Raw genomic sequence first — 17,598 nt, forward strand, 5'->3', positions numbered from 1 at the left:
CTTCCAATAGAACGAGACCCTTGCCCTGCCAACACAAGCGTGCTGCGACGCTTTGACGGGACCGCTCCGATCGATAGTGCCGGACCGGGATCGGTGTATCAACGGCCGGCGAGCTACGTCAGCGGGGTCCAGCTGCCGTCGGCATTGCGACAGGCGGTTCCGCGCGCGGTGGCGCCGGCAGCGCCGGTAAACACCGTATGGGTGTATTGCCGGCAGTCCTGCGAGCCGACGCGATAGGGCTGGGCGGCGACAACTTCGCCGCGATGGGCCGAACTGTCGCTCTTCCACGCCACCTTCTGGCCGCTCGCCGTATATTCAAGCGCCTTGTATTCCGCCTCGAGCGCGCTTCGCTTCTCGGTCTCGCTCAAGCCGGTGCCGATCGAGCCACCGACGAGGCCGCCGCCCATGGCGGCGATGATCGTCGTCGCGACCTTGGCGCCACTGGGAGGCGTGGCGGCCGGTGTCACCGTAACGGCTGGGCCCTTGCCGAGCGTCGTACAGCCGGAGACGGCGAGCAGGGCGGAAACGAGCGCGACGCGAATCCTCATGCCAATACCGGCTTTCTTGAGCTGGACCGCCGCGCTGTCAGCAGGCTGGCGCGGCCATAATGTCGATGTTTATCGGAAATTTGGCCGCAGCCAGCCGCCCGGAAAAGCATTACTGAAGGCTCCGCAATCGAACCACCGCCTTCAATCCACCCATGACGGATCGTTCCAGCGCCAGAACGCCTCCATACTCGTTGATAAGGTCGGCGACAATGGCAAGTCCGAGCCCGCTGCCGGGTTTTGTCTCGTCGAGACGCCGTCCGCGCTGCAATGCCTCGCGCGCCTTGTCTTCGGGAATGCCGGGGCCGTCATCCTCGATGGCTATCTCGAACAGATTGGCCGCCCCTTCCCTGCCGGCGATGGGCTTGACGGAAACGGCGACCGCGCTCCTTGCCCATTTCATCGCATTGTCGAGCAGATTGCCGAGCAGCTCCTCAAGGTCCTCACGTTCGCCGGCAAAGACGATGTCGGTGGCCGGCAGCGAGAGCGAGAGCGCGGTCCGCGGGTTGAGCTTCTGCAGCACGCGCACCATGCGCTGGACCAGCGGCGCCACCGGCGTGCGGTAAACGACGCTGTCGCGCTGCGCGGCAACGCGGGCACGTTGCAGATAGTGGTCGACCTGCTTCTGCATGGAAGCGGCCTGCTCGGCGATGAGCTGGCCCTTGGCGCCACCCAGCGCCCGCCCCTCGTTGAGCAGCACGGCCAGCGGCGTCTTCAGCGAGTGCGCGAGGTTGCCGACCTGCGTGCGCGACCGCTCGACGATACGCCTGTTGTTCTCGATCAGCGCATTCGTCTCGTTGGCGAGCGGCTCGATCTCGGCCGGGAAGCGGCCGTCGAGGCGTTGCGCAGTTCCTTCGCGCACCATGGCAAGGGCATTCCTGACCCGGCGCAGCGGCTGCAGGCCGAGCAGGATGGCGATTGCATTGATGGCGATCATGCCGACGCCGAACAGCGACAGATAGGTCAAAAGGCGCCGCTGGAAGGTGGCGATTTCCTGCTCGAGCTCGGTCTGGTTGCCCATGACACGGAAGCGCGCGGCGCGGTTTTTCGCATCGAGGACGAACTCGCTCTCGAACACCTCCAGTTGCTCGCCTTCGATGCCGTCCGCCGAATAACTGCGCTGGAAGCTGGCATTGAATGGCACCTCGGCAACGCTTGGCGACGGGATCGCCTTGGTCATCGACGACGAATGGAGATCGCCGTGCACGCCTTCCGAGGCGGGCTCGACCGACCAGTACCAGCCGGAATTCGGCTCCGAGAACCTCAAATCGCCAAGGTCGGGAGCGCCGGTCAATTGGCCGCTTTCGGAAACGCCGACCGAGCCGATCAGGTTGAACAGATGCGCCGAGAGCAGGCTGTCGAAACCGCGCTCGCTGGCCTGGCGATAGAGCGTGGTGATCAAGGTGAAGATGACGACCAGAGTGAGGATCGCCCAGACCGTGGAAAAGGCGATGACGCGAAACGCCAGCGAACGCGGCCATGACCGCAGCGACGGCGTGTTCGAGACGGCGGGTTTTGTAGGCAGCGGTTCCGCGTTACGCCTCCGGCTTACGCATGCGGTAGCCCATGCCGCGAACGGTTTCGATGATGTCGATGCCCATCTTCTTGCGAAGCCGTCCGACAAAGACCTCGATCGTGTTTGAATCGCGGTCGAAATCCTGGTCGTAGAGATGCTCGACCAGTTCGGTCCGGGACACGACCTCGCCCATATGGTGCATCAAATAGGCAAGCAGGCGGAATTCATGCGATGTCAGCTTCAGCGGTACACCATCGACGTCGGCCTTGGAGGCCTTGGTGTCGAGGCGCAGCGGTCCGCAGGTCAGCTCCGACGAGGCATGCCCGGCGGCACGCCGGATCAAGGCCCGCACCCTGGCCAGGATTTCCTCGATGTGGAAAGGTTTGGTGACGTAGTCGTCGGCGCCTGCGTCGATACCGGCAACCTTGTCGCTCCAGCGGTCGCGTGCCGTCAGGATCAGCACCGGCATCTTGCGGCCGCCACGGCGCCAGCGCTCGACCACGCTGATGCCGTCCATCTGCGGCAGGCCGATGTCGAGCACGACGGCATCGTAGGGCTCGGTGTCGCCGAGAAAGTGCCCTTCCTCGCCGTCGAAAGCGCGATCGACGACATAGCCGGCATCGACCAGCGCGTCGCCGATCTGCCGGTTGAGATCCTTGTCATCTTCGACGACGAGTACGCGCATGCGGGAGGCCTGTTGAAGCTGTTCAGATATAGGCCGATTCCGGCAGACTGGGAAACGGCACGGTTCAGTTCAGCGGAACGACGATCTCCGAGCGACGCGGACGCTGCCCTTCTTTGCCCGGAACCAGCACGACGATGACGCAGACCGGCTGGCCGCCGCGTGTCGACTGCGAGGCCTTGGCCAGGGTGCCGCCATTCTGCTCGGCCACCTGCTGGCCGATCGCATAGCAGTCCGAGGCGGCGAGGACGACCGGTTGGGGCTGCTCGGGCACGACAACGGGGATCGCCATCGCCTGCGACGCAAGCAGACCGGCGGCTGAGAGCGCCAGTGCCGCGGTCCGGAAGTGGGAGCAAAGGATGTTCATGGTCAGCGTTCTAACGCGCTGGTGCTGAACGTGATATGAACGGTGAACGCTCGAATGCATGCCCGCCACACCCCTGAAGCGCGAGATTACCGGATTGCCATCTCGCCGCCCGTCTCGCGAAATCGCCAAAGTTTAACCTAGCCCTCCGATCCTTCGCCGACAACCGGCATCATTTGGCGGAGAAGGCAATCGCTTCAGGTGTGCGCCGACTTCGACAATCGATCCGGGACAATCGATCCGGCAACCGAAGGCAGGTTCAGGCGAACCGACCTGAAACAAAAAAACCCGCTCGGCGGCGGGTCGTTGGCGCCAATCAGCACCATAGTGAAATTAGTAGCATAGCTGCCGGCACAAAGCAAGAACAAAATTGCCCGATTCTTACGGAAAGTGCCCGGCGGTCAGCCCTCATCCTCGATCATGGCGCGGAAACGCAGCAGCCCGTGATGGGCCGAAAGGTCCTCGTCGTAGCGGGCTTCGGCGAATTCGAGCTTGAGATAGGCGCGGCGATGTTCGCCAAGCGAGAGTGCCGCATCTCGCAAGCGGGCGCTGACCAGGTCCATGATGTCGAGCGTTTCCTTGCTGGCCTCGGACTTCGACCAGACATGCAGCGTCAGCAACTGCTCGGCGTTGTTCTCCGTGCCCGTAGCCCAGTCGTAAACGCTGGTGCGGCCGAAGGTCATGTGGGGAAACGCAACATTTTCCGGCGCACGGTCGAACAATCTTGCGTCGCCCAGTGCCGCCGATAAATCGGGATCGCCATTCACTGCCTCGAATATGGCCTTCTGCAATTCGACGGGTGGCGCGGTCATTGTCTTTCCCCTCGCCCGTCGCGTCGACCTCCCTGCTGCGTAGCTGCGTTGCATGGCGGCATCCCGGCAAAGCGCGAATCAGCGCGTCTCATACGGATTATGAACCTTCATGATCTCGGGAATAAGCCCTGCTACTGGAACCCGCGACGCCGCGGCCTTTCGCGTCACGGACGCCCTTGAGGGTGACGCGAATTCATTTGGCGTGCAGGGCGTTCGAAGAACGATGCTATGAAGATTCTGGTTTCCAAACATTCGAGGTCGTTTTCGTGCGCGAGCCATCGCTGCTGCCTGTTTTCGGAAAGCTTGGGGTCAGGGCGCGGCCGGTCGCGATTGCGGCGCCGACCATGTCGATGACCATCAAGAATTTGGTCAACCGCACTCGGGAGCTGCTCTCGGCGCACGGTAGCCTGGCCCTGAAGCTGTTCGTCGTTTTGTGGACGGTGCTTGTCCTGGCGGCAATATTCTTCGTCGCCCAAGCCTGACCGAGCGACATTCATCGATCGGGCGGAAACTAAAGGATGCCAAGATGGCAAACCGCTACGCGCTGCGTATGGAACGTCCTCACAGCTGGACCGTCTTCTACGTCTTCACCGGCCAGCCTGTCGAGCTCAAGCAGCAATCCATGGTCGGCATGAACACGTGCGATGCGCACGCGATGGTCGATCGGCTGAACAGTCGTGACATCGCGGCGGATGCAGGCGGACCGGAAGCCCCGAGAAAGCGTCTTGTGGACGGATCGCGACGGATCTAGCGAAAATCGGCCGCAGTCAGCACATATATGCTCCTGCGGGTGCGGGCATAGGCATTCCTGGCGACATCGTGGATCGAGCTGGAAGCCGTGTCGAAGGCCGCCAGATAGGTAGCTTCCGAGGCCGCCGTTCCCGGCTGCACTTTGGAGATGGCATCGGTTGCGACAGAGAAGGAAATCTGGAACATGCCGTCATGGCCGACGAAGCGGATGCGTTTGCTTGCCTCGTCGTAGCTGCGGCTGGGATTGGGAAATGTCAGGCTCATGATTTGGCCTCCGTCGATGCGGATACGGCCTGCTTGACTGTCCGCGCCGCCCGCTTCTTCTTTGGGGCGACCGGATTCAGAGCTGCCGCCGCGCGATCCGCCTCTTCCTTGGCCAGTCGCAATTCCCTCAGTCTTGCCGTTTTGATAGCCCTGGCCTTGGCCTCCGAGAGATATTCGGCAGTTGCTTTGTTCCGCTCCGCCGTTTTCTTTTGATTTTCCATGAAGCGAGCCTGAGCTTTTTCCATGATGTTCTGATTGCCTTCGGCCATCGGTAAAATCTCCCTTGCAGCGAAAGTCGTGAGTGTGAACTTCACCGTAAAATAGGTGTTCAAAGACAGAAATTCAATTTCATTAATATTCGGCAATGCCCGAACACCAAGGGATAGCCAGGCAAAATAATTAATTCAATATTTGACATACCCCATGAATATTTTTTGGCACTCCTATCAATCGAGTGCCAAGGCGCCTATAGAGAGGGGCGGCCGCCTAAGCCGGCCCCAGAAAGAGTCCCCATGAAATTCCGGCCACTCCACGATCGCGTCGTCATTCGGCGCGCCGAAAGCGACACCAAATCCAAGGGCGGCATCATCATCCCCGACAATGCCAAGGAAAAACCGCAGGAAGGCGAAGTGATCGCCGTCGGGCCGGGCGCGCGGGACGAAAGCGGCGTGCTGATGGCGCTCGACGTCAAGGCCGGCGACCTCATCCTGTTCGGCAAATGGTCCGGCACCGAGGTCAAGATAGACGGCGAGGACCTTCTGATCATGAAGGAGGCCGACATCATGGGCATCATCGACAAGAGTGAGATGGGCATCATCGACAAGAACGAGATGGGCATCGACAAGAGCGTGGCTGCCAAGAAGGCCGCCTGATTGGAATGCCGCGCGCCCTGCCGGGCGCGCAAAGGATGCTCCAAGTTTTGATTCAGGCGCGCTGCAAGCGTCTTGCCACGACCAACCGAACTGGAAAAAAATCATGTCTGCCAAGGAAATCAAATTCTCCACCGACGCGCGTGACCGCATGCTGCGCGGTGTCGAAATCCTCAACAACGCCGTCAAGGTGACGCTCGGCCCTAAGGGCCGCAACGTCATCATCGACAAGGCCTATGGCGCGCCGCGCATCACCAAGGACGGGGTGACGGTGGCCAAGGAAATCGAACTTTCCGACAAGTTCGAGAACATGGGCGCACAGATGGTGCGCGAAGTGGCCTCGAAGACCAACGACCTCGCCGGCGACGGCACCACCACCGCCACGGTGCTTGCCGCTTCCATCCTGCGCGAGGGCGCCAAATTCGTTGCCGCCGGCATGAACCCGATGGACCTCAAGCGCGGCATCGACCTTGCCGTCACCGCCGTCGTCAAGGAAATCCAGGCTCGAGCCAAGAAGGTCAAGTCCTCAGGCGAGATCGCGCAGGTCGGCACCATTGCCGCCAATGGCGACACCAGCGTCGGTGCCATGATCGCCAAGGCGATGGACAAGGTCGGCAATGACGGCGTCATCACCGTTGAGGAGGCCAAGACCGCCGAAACCGAACTCGACGTCGTCGAAGGCATGCAGTTCGATCGCGGCTATCTCTCGCCCTATTTCGTCACCAATGCCGAGAAGATGCGCGCCGAGCTGGAGGACCCTTACGTGCTCATCCACGAAAAGAAGCTCGGCAATCTGCAGGCGCTGCTGCCCATCCTCGAAGCCGTGGTGCAAAGCGGCAGGCCGCTGTTGATCATCTCCGAGGACGTCGAGGGCGAAGCGCTGGCGACGCTGGTCGTCAACAAGCTGCGCGGCGGCCTCAAGGTCGCGGCCGTCAAGGCGCCTGGCTTCGGTGACCGCCGCAAGGCGATGCTGGAAGACATCGCCGTGCTCACCGCCGGACAGATGATTTCCGAGGATCTCGGCATCAAGCTGGAGAACATCACCATAGAGATGCTCGGCCGCGCCAAGCGCGTGCTGATCGAGAAGGACACCACCACGATCATCGACGGCGCCGGCGAGAAGGCCACCATCCAGGCGCGCGTCCAGCAGATCAAGGGGCAGATCGAGGAAACCACTTCCGACTACGACAAGGAGAAGCTGCAGGAACGTCTCGCCAAGCTGGCGGGCGGCGTTGCCGTCATCCGCGTCGGCGGCGCCACCGAATCCGAGGTCAAGGAAAAGAAGGACCGCATCGACGATGCGCTGAACGCCACCCGCGCGGCCGTCGAGGAAGGCATCGTTCCCGGCGGCGGCGTCGCGTTGCTGCGCGCCAAGGCTGTGCTGAACGGGCTGACCGGAGCCAATGCCGATGTAACGGCGGGCATTTCGATCGTGTCGAGAGCGCTCGAAGCGCCGATCCGGCAGATCGCCGAGAATTCCGGCGTCGAAGGTTCGATTGTCGTCGGCAAACTCGCCGACAGCAAGGACCACAATCAGGGCTTCGATGCCCAGAACGAGGTCTATGTCGACATGATCAAGGCCGGCATCGTCGACCCCGCGAAGGTGGTGCGGACGGCGCTGCAGGACGCGGGCTCGATTGCGGCGCTACTGATCACTGCTGAAGCCATGATCACAGACGTTTCAGCCAAGGAAGCCGCTGCTTCGCCCGGCGGCATGGGCTATTGACCAGCCGCTGCCGGAAACAAGCCTGAAAGACAGCCGCCGGGGTATCTTCCCCGGCGCGCGCCATCGGCAAGGAGATCGATCCATGATCGCATTCGTCCCGAAGCCAAATGCAGCCACGAAGACCAAAGTGGCAGAGGAAAGCCGCTTCGATCGCATTCGCAGGCTTGCCGACAAGCACAGGAAAGCCGACGCCGGCACGGTAGGCCGCGACCTGAAAAAGATCGCGGACAAGCGTCCCATGTGACGACTGCCAATCCTCGGCACCTCGCGCAAGCGCGGAACCAGACCCCTACCGCGTCTTGCCGCTGATCAGCGCGGCCGGACGCGAATCTTGCCCGAACGCACAAGCGCCGTCAGTGCCTGCATGGTGCGATCAAGCTTATCTCCGAGCGGCGGCAACTGGGGCCGCTACTTGGCGGCGTCATCGTACCGTTGGTTCTGCGCGATGAGATGGCGGACCACGAGGTGAAGGAAAGCCTGATCGTTCAATCCAGGCTCGACTGGACCATCGTGGAGCCGCCCAGGTTGAGCCGCCCAAGTTGAGCAATGGAGCGGCAACGGGTGAATTCCGCACGGCAAACGGCATCCGGTCGGCGTCGCTGCTGCCGACGCTGGCGCGTGCCGACGTGGCGGCCTTCATGCTCGCCCAACTCGACGGCACCACCTACTCGCGCAGGGTAGCCAACATCCTGCGCTGACGCCTCGCAGGAGCCGTCTTCCCCTCGACGAACCGCCCGCTATATCTTCATCGTCCTTACCTTCATCGCCCTTGTCGGCAGCACCAAAATGGACGAATAGTCTTGCAAGGTGCGCCGCCGTGAAATTGCCGGCATGCGGTTTCTCAGTTGGCGGCATCGCCGCAGCCGGATCCTGGAATGGCTAGTCCTTTGGAACCACGCAAGAGAAGAGGTCCGATCGCCGCAAGGCTGCTGGCGGTGGATGCGTGGATCGATTCCTCGGTCTACGAAATCGGCTTCAGGGCGCGTCAGTTCTGGGAAGCGGCGACCATCTTCTCGCGGCGTTTCCGCGTCGGCGGCTGGCGCCGCGGCATGATTGAACTGTTGAGTGAAGGATTTACGCTCGGTGCGGGCGGCATCGTTGTGCTTTTGGCGCTGGCCTTGCCGGCCTTTCAGATAACCGCCGGCGACTGGCGCACGCAGGGCGACTTCGCCGTCACCTTCCTCGACCGCTACGGCAACGAGATCGGCCAGCGCGGCATTATCCAGCGCGATTCGGTGCCGGTCGACGAGATGCCCGACCATGTCATCAAGGCGGTGCTGGCCACCGAGGACCGGCGCTTCTTCGACCATTACGGCATCGACGTGCTCGGCCTGTCGCGGGCGATATTCGAGAACGTACGGGCGAATTCTGTCGTCCAGGGCGGCTCGAGCATCACCCAGCAGCTGGCCAAGAACCTGTTCCTGACCAATGAGCGGACATTCGAGCGCAAGATCAAGGAAGCCTTCCTGTCGCTATGGCTCGAAGCCAATCTGTCGAAGAAGGAAATCCTGCAGCTTTACCTCGACCGCGCCTATATGGGCGGCGGCACCTTCGGCATCGAGGCGGCGGCAGATTTCTATTTCGGCAAGAGCGTCAAGGACCTGAACCTTGCCGAGGCGGCGATGCTGGCCGGCCTGTTCAAGGCACCGACCAAATATGCGCCGCACATAAACCTGCCCGCCGCCCGGGCGCGCGCCAATGTCGTGCTGTCCAACCTGGTCGATTCCGGCTTCATGACCGAAGGCCAGGTGCTGCAGGCAAGATTACACCCGGCCGAAATCGTTGATCGCGGCGAGCAGAAAAGCCCCGACTACTATCTCGATTGGGCCTTCGAAGAGGTCAAGAAGATCGCCGCCAAAGGCGGCCCGCACTCGCTTGTCGCCCACACCACCTTCGACGCCAACATCCAGAAGGCGGCCGAAGAATCGATGGAGTTCCACCTCCGCCAGTTCGGCAAGGAATACAACGTCACCGAGGGCGCCATCGTCGTCATCGAGACCAACGGCGCGGTCCGGGCGATCGTCGGCGGCCGCGACTACGGCGCCAGCCAGTTCAACCGCGCCACCAAGGCACTTCGCCAGACCGGCTCCTCGTTCAAGCCCTATGTCTATGCGACGGCGATGGAGCATGGCTTCACGCCGGATTCGGTGGTTTCCGGCGGACCCATCTCCTGGGGCAGTTGGTCGCCCCACAATTACAATGGCGGGTCGGCCGGCAAGGTGACGCTGATCACGGCGATGGCCAAATCGATCAACACCGTGCCGGTGCGGCTGGCCAAGGATTATCTCGGCATCAAGCCGATCAAGGCGATGGCCGAGGCGATGGGCGTCGAGTCGCCGCTGGAATCACACAAGACCATGGTGCTCGGCACGTCGGGCATGACCGTGATGGACCAGGCGACGGGCTACAGCGTGTTCGCCCAGAACGGCTTTGCCGGAACCCGGCACGGCGTCAGCCAACTCTTCACCCGCACCGGCGAGGTGGTCTACGACTTCGCCAAGGATGCGCCGCCGCCGCACCGGGTGCTGTCGGAGCAGGCGCTCAAATACATGAACACCATGCTGGCCGCCGTTCCGGTGATCGGTACGGCCCGGCGCGCGGCCCTTCCAAACATCGTCGTCGCCGGCAAGACCGGCACGACCCAGTCCTACCGCGATGCCTGGTTTGTCGGCTTTACCGGCAACTACACGGCCGCCGTCTGGCTTGGCAATGACGACTTCACCGCGACCAACAAGATGACCGGCGGCACCCTGCCGGCCATGGTGTGGCAGCGCCTGATGCTCTATGCGCACCAGAATATCGACCTCAGACCGATCCCTGGCCTCGATCACCCCTTCGTCGATGCCGAAATCGCTGCCAAGGCCGAGGAAGCGGAAAAGAAGAGCGCCGAACAGGCAGCAGCCGATGCCGCCGCCGAGCGTCCGCCGGTGCTGTCCAGCCGGACCACCCAGACCCTGAAGGAACTCACCAAGCTGTTCCAGGCGGCACCCGTGCTCGACGCGCCCGCTGCACCGGAGACCCTCTCGGCGCTCTGAGCGGTCAATTCCACAGGGCCGCTTGCCACAAGCCCCCGCACCGCGATATCCCGAGCGACAGTCTTTCAGTCCCCGGCCTTCGGTTCCCCGGCTCCTCATGCTCAAGAATGCCTTCCTGACACTGCTTTCGCTTGCCATCGCCGTCGTCGGCGGTGGCGGCAGCGTCTGGTATGCACTGAAGCTGCAGGACGGCGTCGGCGCCATCAGGATCGGCCAATGGACCGCCTTCCCCGATATCGGCACGCCGACGGCGGATCCTTATTCGAAGGCCCGCGTGGCGCGCGAAGGCGTGCTGGCGCTCGGACAGGCGGAAGGACTGTCCTTCATCGCCGAGCGCGATTCCGGCGGCGAGCAACTCAAGCGGCAATGTGCCTACAAGATTGCGGGCGGCTTTCCCACCGCCCGGTTCTGGACCCTCTATGCCGCAGATCGGTCGCTTGGCGTGATCGAGACCGGCAAGCCGAGGCTGGCTGCGCTGCAGTCCTATCAAGTGCTGCGCGAGGCCGACAATTCGGTGATCATTTCCGTCGGCAGCCGCCCGGCGCCCGACAACTGGCTGCTGACCAGCGGCGCCGGCGGGATGTACTTCGTGCTCACGTTCTATGACACGCCGATCGCCAGCAGCACCGGCCTCTCGGACGTCACGCTGCCGCAGATCCAGAAGGTCGGCTGCAATGCGTAGCCTGCTGCATGCCGTGCTGCTCGGCCTGCTTGGCGGCGGCATCGTGCACATCATCGTGCTGCTGCTCGTCCCCGAGTTTTCCGAACGCGACGCCTGGTCGCGATTGGCCATGGCTTCGGATCTCTACAAGATGACCAGGCTCGACGCGGAAGCCGGCGGCGCGCCGGTGGTGAAATCGGTCGATCCGCTGTTTTATGCGGCGGCTTGCCGCTTCGACCTTGCCGAGGGGATGGTGCGGGTCAAGGCGCCGGGAAAGGTGCCGTTCTGGTCGATATCGGTCTATGACCGCGGCGGCCACAACATCTACTCGTTCAACGACCGCAGCGCGACCGCAGGCGTGCTCGACACCGTGGTGCTGACGCCGGCGCAGATGATCGAGGTCCGCAAGAATCTTCCCGCGGAACTGCAAGGGGCGATCTTCGTCGAAGCGCCGATAGCGGAAGGCATGTTCGTCATCCGCTCGTTCGTGCCCGACGACAGCTGGAAGCCGATCGTCTCGCGGTTTCTCGAACAGAGTTCCTGCGAACTGCAGGATTTTTAACCCACTTCCGATGCTCAGTGATGCGGTACCGGCAATGTCCCCGAAGGTCCCGGCTTATCGGGGCCGACCGGCCGCGTCTCGCCGGTCAGCGGCCGCTGCTCGTAGCGGACCCCGGGAAAGATGATCACCGCCGCCGGCGTTCCCGCGGTTTGTTGTCCTCGATTGGTTGCCGCCGTTCGCGGCACGAAAGACAGTACCATGCCCATGGTTCGCGTATTCCTCTCGGTTGCCCCGGAGCACAACGCAACGCCTCCATAGTCGATTAAGGAGGCAGTAGGTTAACGGAGCGCTAACGGATCGCCGCTAAATTGATCTTTGTTCTTGGGAAACGCGAAACCGGTACAGCCCGGCAGAGCGCAGTCCAGATCGTGTCGAGTGTCGGGCGTATCCTTCGTGTCAGCTTCGGATTTCAGGCAAATCGCAGCAGGAGCTGAATCGGGAAAGGCCGAGAGGCTGTTCCGCGCCGCGGTGTCGGCGTTCTGTTCGCTCACCCGACCTTCACGCCGCGAGATCGCGCAGCTCGAAGACCTGACGCTGCCGCTTTTCGACAATGTCTCGGTCGAATCGCGCCGCTACGTCGCGGCAGCCCTTTCCGAATGCGAATATGCACCCGCCGCGCTGGTGCGGCGGCTTTGCCAGGAGCGGGTCGATATCGCCGCTCCGCTGCTCATCCGCTCGCGTGCCCTCAGCGACGTCGACCTCATCGCGCTGATCGGGCGCCACGGGCTGCCGCATGCCCGTGCCATTGCCCGCCGCAAGGATCTCAATCAAACGATCGCGGATCTCATCAAAGTGCTCGAAAGGCCGACGCTGGTGCGGTCGCAACAGCAGCCGGAAACAACCGCCAAAGCCGCGTCCGAAAACGCCGAAGTGGTTGCGAGCGATGCCAACAGGCAAGAGGCTTCCGATGCCGCCGAAACAGTACGCCGCCGGTTGCGATCCATGATGCGCGCCGAGAGCGGCACCGCTATCGGTCCGTTCGTCGAGCCGCAAACCTATGTCAAGCTGCGCGAGACCGCGCTGACCGGCAATGCGGCATTCTTCCAGACAGCGCTCGCCGATGCGCTCGAAGTCGATTTTTCAACGGCGCGGACGCTCACCACGAGCCAAAATTACACACCGCTGCTGGCCGCCTTGCGCGCGCTCGACCTCAGCGAAGACAAGGCGTTCCTGATCACGGCCACCATCTATCCGACCGAGTTTCCGCACCCGCAGGCGATCCGCATCTTCCTCGACCGCTACCGCCTGCTGCACCGCGACGCGGCGTTGGACAGGCTCCGCGGCTGGAAGGCCGACACCGTGTCGAAAATCGTTCGCAAGCCCGGGCGCGTCGCCGCAAACGCCGACCTGCGCAAGCCGAACAGCGCCGATGTTGCCGCTGTCCCAAAGGCGCGTCGCGTCTGAAAAGTTACGGCAACTTGACCGAGATAAGCTCCTCAACGGGAATGGCGCCCGCCTCGACCTCGACCACCCAGATATCGGGATCGAATTTCTTCTCGCGCTCCAGCCGCGCGTCGAAGATGGCGGCATCGTCGCCCTCGCCGAGAAGGCTGAAGAAACGGTCGTCCGGCCTGGCCGAATCGTAGCTCGTCTGCGGCGCCGGCCCGAACAGCGCCATCTCCCCCAGCCTGCCCCGCGCCAGCACGAAAACCGCGCCGGCTTCCGTCGCGCCGCGCTTGACCACGGCGGCAAAGCCGCCGGCGCTGAAAACCCGACGCAACAGCGCCGATACCCACAGGTCGGTGGTTACCCGCATGGAGAATTCCTGGCCATGCGGCGGTCCTTACAGCATTGGCCGGAAGACTGTAACCGGTCTTTGCCGAGCGACCGGCGTGCGGCCGTCACGACCCTCAGTTGGTCAGGCCGATCTCGCGCATCTTGACGTAGACGATCTCGTCGGGCTCGCCGGTCTCGGGCAGGCCGAAAAGCGCCTGGAATTCCTTGATCGCGGCCTTGGTGCGTGCGCCGACGACGCCGTCCAATTGCATGTCGTCATTGCCGAAAGCTTTCAGTCCGGCCTGGATCTTGACGATGCGGGGATCAGGTGCCGCCGCATTTGCCGGTGCGGACGCTGGAATGGCGGCTGGAACAGCGGCCGTTTCGACCGGCCGCGGCACGGGATGCGGCACCACGGCCGCGGTCGTCGGCGTGGCACCCAGTTGATCCAGCAGAATGCTGTCGATCTCGCCGGAGGCATTCAATCCGACCTTCTGCTGATAGGCCTGGATGGCCTTGCGCGTATTCGGTCCGGGAATGCCGTCGACGGTGCCGGAATAGAAATCGAGATCCTTCAATATGCCCTGGACCTGCTCGACGACCGGGTCGCTCTTGATCGGCGCAGCCGCCGGACGCACGATGTTGATGGTGGTTTCGGGCTCGTCGCTGTCCGCCCGGGGAAAGCGCTCGATGCTCCTGGTGACGAAAAACGCGCCGGCGTGCGGAAAGGGCTGGTACCAAAGAGCGTTCGCCGAGACGTAGAACAGCGTCACCAGGAATGCGGTGGAGCCGCCGACCACAACTGGATTGCGCGAGATCAGGCTGCCCAGAGCCATCGCTCCGTGCTCGAAGGCATTGCCGCGGCGTTTGACCGCCTTAGGCTGTTTTGCGGAGCGACCCATTGCTCTCCCCTTTGCCACCGTCCGCTCTGGCTTTGGCCGCGGACATCGGCACCACGCCGGTCTTCTCCGCCGAGTGGCCCGTCGGGCCGTTCACGGGAAGGCTGATCGTTACCGTGGTGCCCTCGCCCGGCATGCTTTCGATCGACATGGTGCCGTCGTGCAGCGCCACCAGCCCCTTCACCAGCGAAAGCCCAAGCCCGGTGCCTTCGAACCGACGGGTATAGTCGTTCTGTATCTGCATGAACGGCTTGCCGAGATTGGCAAAATCTTCCTCGGCGATGCCAATGCCGGTGTCCCGGACCCAGAAATGCAGCCGCGAGCCGATCCGCTTGGCGCCGATGACGACGTTGCCGCCTTCGGGCGTGAACTTGATCGCGTTGGAGACGAGATTGATCAGGATCTGCTGCACGGCGCGACGGTCGGCATTTATTTCACCTGCGTCCGGCGCGATCTGGGCCTGCAGATCAATGGCTTTTGCCTCGGCTTGCAGGCGCATCATCGACTGGCACATCTCGACCGCTTCGCGGAAGCGGAACGGTTCCGGTTCGGTCGCATAGGCGCCCGATTCGATCCGCGATACGTCGAGTATCGAGGTGACGACGGCAAGCAGGTGCTGGCCCGAATCCCGTACCAAGCCGACATATTCCTTCTGGCGCGGATCCTTGAAGGTGCCGAACATCTCGTGCAGCAGCATGTCCGAAAAACCGATGATGGCATTGAGCGGGGTGCGCAGCTCGTGGCTGACGACGGCAAGGAAGCGTCCTTTCGCCACCTCGGCCGAGGCAGCCGCTTCATTGGCGGCGGCAAGCTCCTGGCGCAGTCCGGCCAGTTCATCATTCTCGCGCAGAACGAGCGTGAAGACAGTCTCCTGCCCCGGCGCGCGCATCATCTCGAGCGAGAACGGCCGGTAATTGTCGGCCGTCACGCCGCTGTTCTGCGGCAGCCGGACGCGAAGGTCGAGCCGGCGCGACAGAGCGCCATCGCGCATATCGGCCAGCGCGCTGAGATACGGGACGCGGTCGGACAGATGGATGCGATCGAAAAGCCCGGCGCCGAAAAGCAACTCCGGCGGCAGCCTCAGCATCGTGCGCGCCTTGGTCGAGGCGTCCAGAACCTCGCCATGCGCCGCTATTCGCAGCACGACAGCGTCGATCAGGTCTTCGAGCCGGTCGCTGCCGGCAGGATCGAGCTGTGCGTTGGCGGCGCCACGAAGTGGAGCGACACGCGGAAAGAGCGTGAGCGCCCAGGCCAGTGGTACCAGCCAGTGCCATGCGGCGATTTCGGTCTGGCCGAGCGGCAAGACGGAACCGGCGAAAGGCTGCAGCAAGACTGCGACAAGGGCCGATATGGCGCCCCAGATCACGGCACGGCGCGACTGGCCGATCCACCAGGCTTCAAACGGCAGCGCCACCGCAAGCACGGCAACCGGCGAGGCCACACCGCCGGCGGCAGCGACAAGGGCACCCAGGGCAACACTGCTCACGACCAAGGCTAGTTGGCCGGCCAGGGTGATCTTACCCGATGCAGCCACCAGCAGGGCGGCGAACCAGCAAAGGCCGAACGCGGCAAAGATCGCAGCCACAGTCACGGCCGCGCCCATGCCCGACGTGACCAGCGTCACCGCTGCACCTGCGCTGAAGAACGGAGCCGCCAGCATGACGCCAATGAACCGGCTGTGGCGGCGGCGGTCGTCCTGGCCGAGGACGGACGGATGAACCATCCGTTCGCAACCGGCGGCTATCGCGCCCGGCAACTCGGCGTATCTGGCCTTGATCGCACTCAACTCAACGCACCCGGTCGTGAACGGCCCTGCTTTGCAGGTGGCTTTTGTCGATCCGAAACTCGCATCCAGCGTTTAAGGAATGGATAAGGCTGGGCCGATCGTCCCCCGGCCGGCTGCAAATATCGGGATACCGGCGGCGAAAAACCGGGGCAATTGCCGCCATAGTAAACGGAGCGTTATCCGGACCGCCCGCGCCTGGACCTGCGGCCGAGGCCGCCAAACTGTCGCCGGTTCAAAAAATGAGCAGGAAAAACAACAGGTTGGATGGTTACCCTTTGCTGAATAAAATCTAAGTCGTTCGAGGCAAATGAATTTCAAAACGCTTCGTTTCGAATCTGCCTAAAATTTGAGGAAAACTGTTGCTTTCGGGACAAGCCGTCCTTTGCGCGTCCGTGCCAATATCGCCGTACAGGGGTCGTGCGGTTCGGATGCATGACCGTCATAAAGGACAGACAGATGGGCTTTCTGATAAGAGCTGCTTTCTGGTTTTCGCTGGTGCTTCTGGCGCTGCCGCTGGGTGTCGGCTCCGATGATGCGGGCCGTGAAAGCGTCGGACCGCTCCAGGCGCTGTTTGCCGCGCGCGAAGCCGTCGGCGACATCGCCGGCATCTGCGAGCGCAAGCCGGACGTGTGCGAGACCGGCAAATCGGCAATGCACACCATCACCGCCCGCGCAAAGGAGACCGCCAAGATCGCGGCCGCCATGCTGGACGACAAGGCCGCTGAACCCGATACGGTGACGACCACCGGCAGCGTGCCCGAGGAAATCGTCTTGCCGGCGAAAGTCGATTTGCCGGCGAAAGTGCACTTGCCGGCAAAGAACTGAGACTGTTTCGGCCGAATCCATCGCTAAACCGCAGGGCGCCCCGCTCTCGGCGCCTGCGGCGTTTCTCCTCTTTTTCCGTGACGCGGCCGCGCCGGATGACTATATCCGGGGAAATGACCACGACGATCCAGACCATCCGCGACGACTTTTCCCTGCTCGACGAGTGGGAAGACCGCTATCGCTATGTGATTGAACTGGGTGAAGCGCTGCCGCCATTTCCCGACGAGCAACGCATACAAGCCAACAAGGTGCCCGGCTGCGTCAGCCAGGTCTGGCTGACCACCGAGCAAGGCGAGGGTGCCAATCCCGTTATTACCTTCAAGGGCGATTCCGACGCCCATATCGTGCGCGGCCTGGTTGCCATCATGCTGGCGCTGTTTTCGGGACGGCCCGCCAGCGAAATCCAGAGGACCGACGCAGAGGCAACGCTAAAGGCACTCGGACTTGACGAGCACCTGTCGCCGCAGCGCGCCAATGGTCTTCGCTCGATGGTCAAGCGTATCAAGCGTGACGCCGAGGCAGCGCTGAAGCAGACCGCCTGACCGGACGGCAATTACCAGCAGTATGAAGAACTGGCGGCCCGAGC

General features: G+C 62.9%; 23 protein-coding genes. 12 read left to right on the forward strand and 11 right to left on the reverse strand.

The window, feature by feature from the left end; all coding sequences use genetic code 11:
• Positions 1 to 113: 113 nt before the first annotated feature.
• The 5 genes from NKI01_RS16320 to NKI01_RS16340 form a co-directional block, all read right to left on the reverse strand.
• A complete protein-coding gene (locus NKI01_RS16320) occupies positions 114 to 548 on the reverse strand; it encodes an RT0821/Lpp0805 family surface protein (RefSeq protein WP_352848216.1) in 435 nt (144 codons plus the stop codon).
• Between the two features lie 109 nt (positions 549 to 657).
• Positions 658 to 2,070 carry an ATP-binding protein gene (locus NKI01_RS16325; protein WP_051409642.1) on the reverse strand — a complete coding sequence of 471 codons (1,413 nt, stop codon included), beginning with the start codon at positions 2,068 to 2,070 and terminating at the stop codon, positions 658 to 660.
• 10 nt (positions 2,071 to 2,080) lie between these two features.
• Complete coding sequence (locus NKI01_RS16330) at positions 2,081 to 2,746, reverse strand: response regulator transcription factor (RefSeq protein WP_352895194.1); 666 nt, start codon at positions 2,744 to 2,746, stop codon at positions 2,081 to 2,083.
• Positions 2,747 to 2,810: 64 nt separating this feature from the next.
• Entirely contained in the window at positions 2,811 to 3,110 is a 300-nt protein-coding gene (locus NKI01_RS16335) for a hypothetical protein (protein ID WP_023718391.1), read from the reverse strand.
• A 398-nt stretch (positions 3,111 to 3,508) separates the two neighbouring features.
• Entirely contained in the window at positions 3,509 to 3,919 is a 411-nt protein-coding gene (locus NKI01_RS16340) for a DUF3168 domain-containing protein (protein WP_023718393.1), read from the reverse strand.
• Between the two features lie 266 nt (positions 3,920 to 4,185).
• Between NKI01_RS16340 and NKI01_RS16345 the strand changes: the two genes are divergently transcribed.
• Together NKI01_RS16345 and NKI01_RS16350 are read left to right on the forward strand one after the other, a co-directional pair.
• On the forward strand, positions 4,186 to 4,401 hold the full coding sequence (locus NKI01_RS16345; protein ID WP_352494821.1) for a hypothetical protein: 216 nt from the start codon (positions 4,186 to 4,188) through the stop codon (positions 4,399 to 4,401).
• Between the two features lie 44 nt (positions 4,402 to 4,445).
• A complete protein-coding gene (locus tag NKI01_RS16350; protein ID WP_031193831.1) occupies positions 4,446 to 4,670 on the forward strand; it encodes a hypothetical protein in 225 nt (74 codons plus the stop codon).
• Here the strand turns inward: NKI01_RS16350 and NKI01_RS16355 are convergent.
• Both NKI01_RS16355 and NKI01_RS16360 read right to left on the reverse strand, forming a co-directional pair.
• Positions 4,667 to 4,933: a DUF1488 family protein gene (locus NKI01_RS16355; protein ID WP_023718394.1), complete on the reverse strand. Its 267-nt coding sequence runs from the start codon at positions 4,931 to 4,933 to the stop codon at positions 4,667 to 4,669. The genes NKI01_RS16350 and NKI01_RS16355 overlap by 4 nt on opposite strands.
• Positions 4,930 to 5,202 (reverse strand): hypothetical protein, encoded by a 273-nt coding sequence (locus NKI01_RS16360; protein ID WP_023718395.1) that lies wholly within the window; start codon positions 5,200 to 5,202, stop codon positions 4,930 to 4,932. Before NKI01_RS16360 ends, NKI01_RS16355 begins: the two co-directional genes overlap by 4 nt.
• Before the next feature lie 243 nt (positions 5,203 to 5,445).
• Between NKI01_RS16360 and NKI01_RS16365 the strand changes: the two genes are divergently transcribed.
• From NKI01_RS16365 to NKI01_RS16395, 7 genes are all read left to right on the forward strand, one after another.
• Positions 5,446 to 5,805 carry a co-chaperone GroES gene (locus NKI01_RS16365; RefSeq protein ID WP_352963899.1) on the forward strand — a complete coding sequence of 120 codons (360 nt, stop codon included), beginning with the start codon at positions 5,446 to 5,448 and terminating at the stop codon, positions 5,803 to 5,805.
• Between the two features lie 103 nt (positions 5,806 to 5,908).
• Positions 5,909 to 7,528 (forward strand): chaperonin GroEL, encoded by a 1,620-nt coding sequence (gene groL / locus NKI01_RS16370; protein ID WP_352856199.1) that lies wholly within the window; start codon positions 5,909 to 5,911, stop codon positions 7,526 to 7,528.
• A gap of 82 nt (positions 7,529 to 7,610) precedes the next feature.
• Positions 7,611 to 7,772, forward strand: a complete 162-nt coding sequence (locus tag NKI01_RS16375) for a hypothetical protein (RefSeq protein WP_352963901.1) — start codon at positions 7,611 to 7,613, stop codon at positions 7,770 to 7,772.
• Between the two features lie 295 nt (positions 7,773 to 8,067).
• Entirely contained in the window at positions 8,068 to 8,226 is a 159-nt protein-coding gene (locus tag NKI01_RS16380; RefSeq protein ID WP_352963903.1) for an NAD(P)-dependent oxidoreductase, read from the forward strand.
• A 177-nt stretch (positions 8,227 to 8,403) separates the two neighbouring features.
• Positions 8,404 to 10,563 (forward strand): transglycosylase domain-containing protein, encoded by a 2,160-nt coding sequence (locus NKI01_RS16385; RefSeq protein ID WP_023718399.1) that lies wholly within the window; start codon positions 8,404 to 8,406, stop codon positions 10,561 to 10,563.
• Between the two features lie 97 nt (positions 10,564 to 10,660).
• Positions 10,661 to 11,245, forward strand: a complete 585-nt coding sequence (locus tag NKI01_RS16390) for a DUF1214 domain-containing protein (protein ID WP_023718400.1) — start codon at positions 10,661 to 10,663, stop codon at positions 11,243 to 11,245.
• Entirely contained in the window at positions 11,238 to 11,786 is a 549-nt protein-coding gene (locus NKI01_RS16395; protein WP_023718401.1) for a DUF1254 domain-containing protein, read from the forward strand. The genes NKI01_RS16390 and NKI01_RS16395 overlap by 8 nt, the downstream gene beginning before the upstream one ends.
• A 14-nt stretch (positions 11,787 to 11,800) precedes the next feature.
• On the opposite strand, the gene NKI01_RS16400 is transcribed toward NKI01_RS16395, so the two are convergent.
• Positions 11,801 to 11,992, reverse strand: coding sequence for a hypothetical protein (locus NKI01_RS16400; RefSeq protein ID WP_352963905.1), 192 nt, complete (start codon positions 11,990 to 11,992; stop codon positions 11,801 to 11,803).
• 187 nt (positions 11,993 to 12,179) lie between these two features.
• On the opposite strand from NKI01_RS16400, the gene NKI01_RS16405 reads away from it, so the two are divergent.
• Positions 12,180 to 13,190: a DUF2336 domain-containing protein gene (locus NKI01_RS16405; protein ID WP_023718402.1), complete on the forward strand. Its 1,011-nt coding sequence runs from the start codon at positions 12,180 to 12,182 to the stop codon at positions 13,188 to 13,190.
• A 4-nt stretch (positions 13,191 to 13,194) separates the two neighbouring features.
• On the opposite strand, the gene NKI01_RS16410 is transcribed toward NKI01_RS16405, so the two are convergent.
• From NKI01_RS16410 to NKI01_RS16420, 3 genes are all read right to left on the reverse strand, one after another.
• On the reverse strand, positions 13,195 to 13,542 hold the full coding sequence (locus tag NKI01_RS16410; protein ID WP_023718403.1) for a DUF1491 family protein: 348 nt from the start codon (positions 13,540 to 13,542) through the stop codon (positions 13,195 to 13,197).
• 94 nt (positions 13,543 to 13,636) lie between these two features.
• Positions 13,637 to 14,404, reverse strand: coding sequence for a peptidoglycan-binding domain-containing protein (locus NKI01_RS16415; RefSeq protein WP_023718404.1), 768 nt, complete (start codon positions 14,402 to 14,404; stop codon positions 13,637 to 13,639).
• Positions 14,379 to 16,124: an ATP-binding protein gene (locus NKI01_RS16420; protein WP_023718405.1), complete on the reverse strand. Its 1,746-nt coding sequence runs from the start codon at positions 16,122 to 16,124 to the stop codon at positions 14,379 to 14,381. The genes NKI01_RS16415 and NKI01_RS16420 overlap by 26 nt, the downstream gene beginning before the upstream one ends.
• Before the next feature lie 519 nt (positions 16,125 to 16,643).
• On the opposite strand from NKI01_RS16420, the gene NKI01_RS16425 reads away from it, so the two are divergent.
• Both NKI01_RS16425 and NKI01_RS16430 read left to right on the forward strand, forming a co-directional pair.
• Entirely contained in the window at positions 16,644 to 17,012 is a 369-nt protein-coding gene (locus NKI01_RS16425) for a DUF5330 domain-containing protein (protein WP_023718406.1), read from the forward strand.
• Between the two features lie 113 nt (positions 17,013 to 17,125).
• The gene (locus tag NKI01_RS16430) at positions 17,126 to 17,554 is read left to right on the forward strand and encodes a SufE family protein (RefSeq protein WP_023718407.1); all 429 of its coding nucleotides are present in this window, start codon (positions 17,126 to 17,128) and stop codon (positions 17,552 to 17,554) included.
• The last annotated feature ends 44 nt before the right edge of the window (positions 17,555 to 17,598 follow it).

This window comes from Mesorhizobium sp. M0815 (assembly GCF_040319995.1).
GTDB lineage: Bacteria > Pseudomonadota > Alphaproteobacteria > Rhizobiales > Rhizobiaceae > Mesorhizobium.

Bases quoted from the DNA above. Each gene is read 5' to 3' on its own strand.
- NKI01_RS16320 (WP_352848216.1), bottom strand. From the start codon at position 548: ATGAGGATTCGCGTCGCGCTCGTTTCCGCCCTGCTCGCCGTCTCCGGC.
- NKI01_RS16330 (WP_352895194.1), bottom strand. From the start codon at position 2,746: ATGCGCGTACTCGTCGTCGAAGATGACAAGGATCTCAACCGGCAGATC.
- NKI01_RS16335 (WP_023718391.1), bottom strand. From the start codon at position 3,110: ATGAACATCCTTTGCTCCCACTTCCGGACCGCGGCACTGGCGCTCTCA.
- NKI01_RS16340 (WP_023718393.1), bottom strand. From the start codon at position 3,919: ATGACCGCGCCACCCGTCGAATTGCAGAAGGCCATATTCGAGGCAGTG.
- NKI01_RS16350 (WP_031193831.1), top strand. From the start codon at position 4,446: ATGGCAAACCGCTACGCGCTGCGTATGGAACGTCCTCACAGCTGGACC.
- NKI01_RS16355 (WP_023718394.1), bottom strand. From the start codon at position 4,933: ATGAGCCTGACATTTCCCAATCCCAGCCGCAGCTACGACGAGGCAAGC.
- NKI01_RS16360 (WP_023718395.1), bottom strand. From the start codon at position 5,202: ATGGCCGAAGGCAATCAGAACATCATGGAAAAAGCTCAGGCTCGCTTC.
- NKI01_RS16365 (WP_352963899.1), top strand. From the start codon at position 5,446: ATGAAATTCCGGCCACTCCACGATCGCGTCGTCATTCGGCGCGCCGAA.
- groL (WP_352856199.1), top strand. From the start codon at position 5,909: ATGTCTGCCAAGGAAATCAAATTCTCCACCGACGCGCGTGACCGCATG.
- NKI01_RS16375 (WP_352963901.1), top strand. From the start codon at position 7,611: ATGATCGCATTCGTCCCGAAGCCAAATGCAGCCACGAAGACCAAAGTG.
- NKI01_RS16385 (WP_023718399.1), top strand. From the start codon at position 8,404: ATGGCTAGTCCTTTGGAACCACGCAAGAGAAGAGGTCCGATCGCCGCA.
- NKI01_RS16390 (WP_023718400.1), top strand. From the start codon at position 10,661: ATGCTCAAGAATGCCTTCCTGACACTGCTTTCGCTTGCCATCGCCGTC.
- NKI01_RS16395 (WP_023718401.1), top strand. From the start codon at position 11,238: ATGCGTAGCCTGCTGCATGCCGTGCTGCTCGGCCTGCTTGGCGGCGGC.
- NKI01_RS16400 (WP_352963905.1), bottom strand. From the start codon at position 11,992: ATGGGCATGGTACTGTCTTTCGTGCCGCGAACGGCGGCAACCAATCGA.
- NKI01_RS16410 (WP_023718403.1), bottom strand. From the start codon at position 13,542: ATGCGGGTAACCACCGACCTGTGGGTATCGGCGCTGTTGCGTCGGGTT.
- NKI01_RS16415 (WP_023718404.1), bottom strand. From the start codon at position 14,404: ATGGGTCGCTCCGCAAAACAGCCTAAGGCGGTCAAACGCCGCGGCAAT.
- NKI01_RS16420 (WP_023718405.1), bottom strand. From the start codon at position 16,124: ATGGTTCATCCGTCCGTCCTCGGCCAGGACGACCGCCGCCGCCACAGC.
- NKI01_RS16425 (WP_023718406.1), top strand. From the start codon at position 16,644: ATGGGCTTTCTGATAAGAGCTGCTTTCTGGTTTTCGCTGGTGCTTCTG.
- NKI01_RS16430 (WP_023718407.1), top strand. From the start codon at position 17,126: ATGACCACGACGATCCAGACCATCCGCGACGACTTTTCCCTGCTCGAC.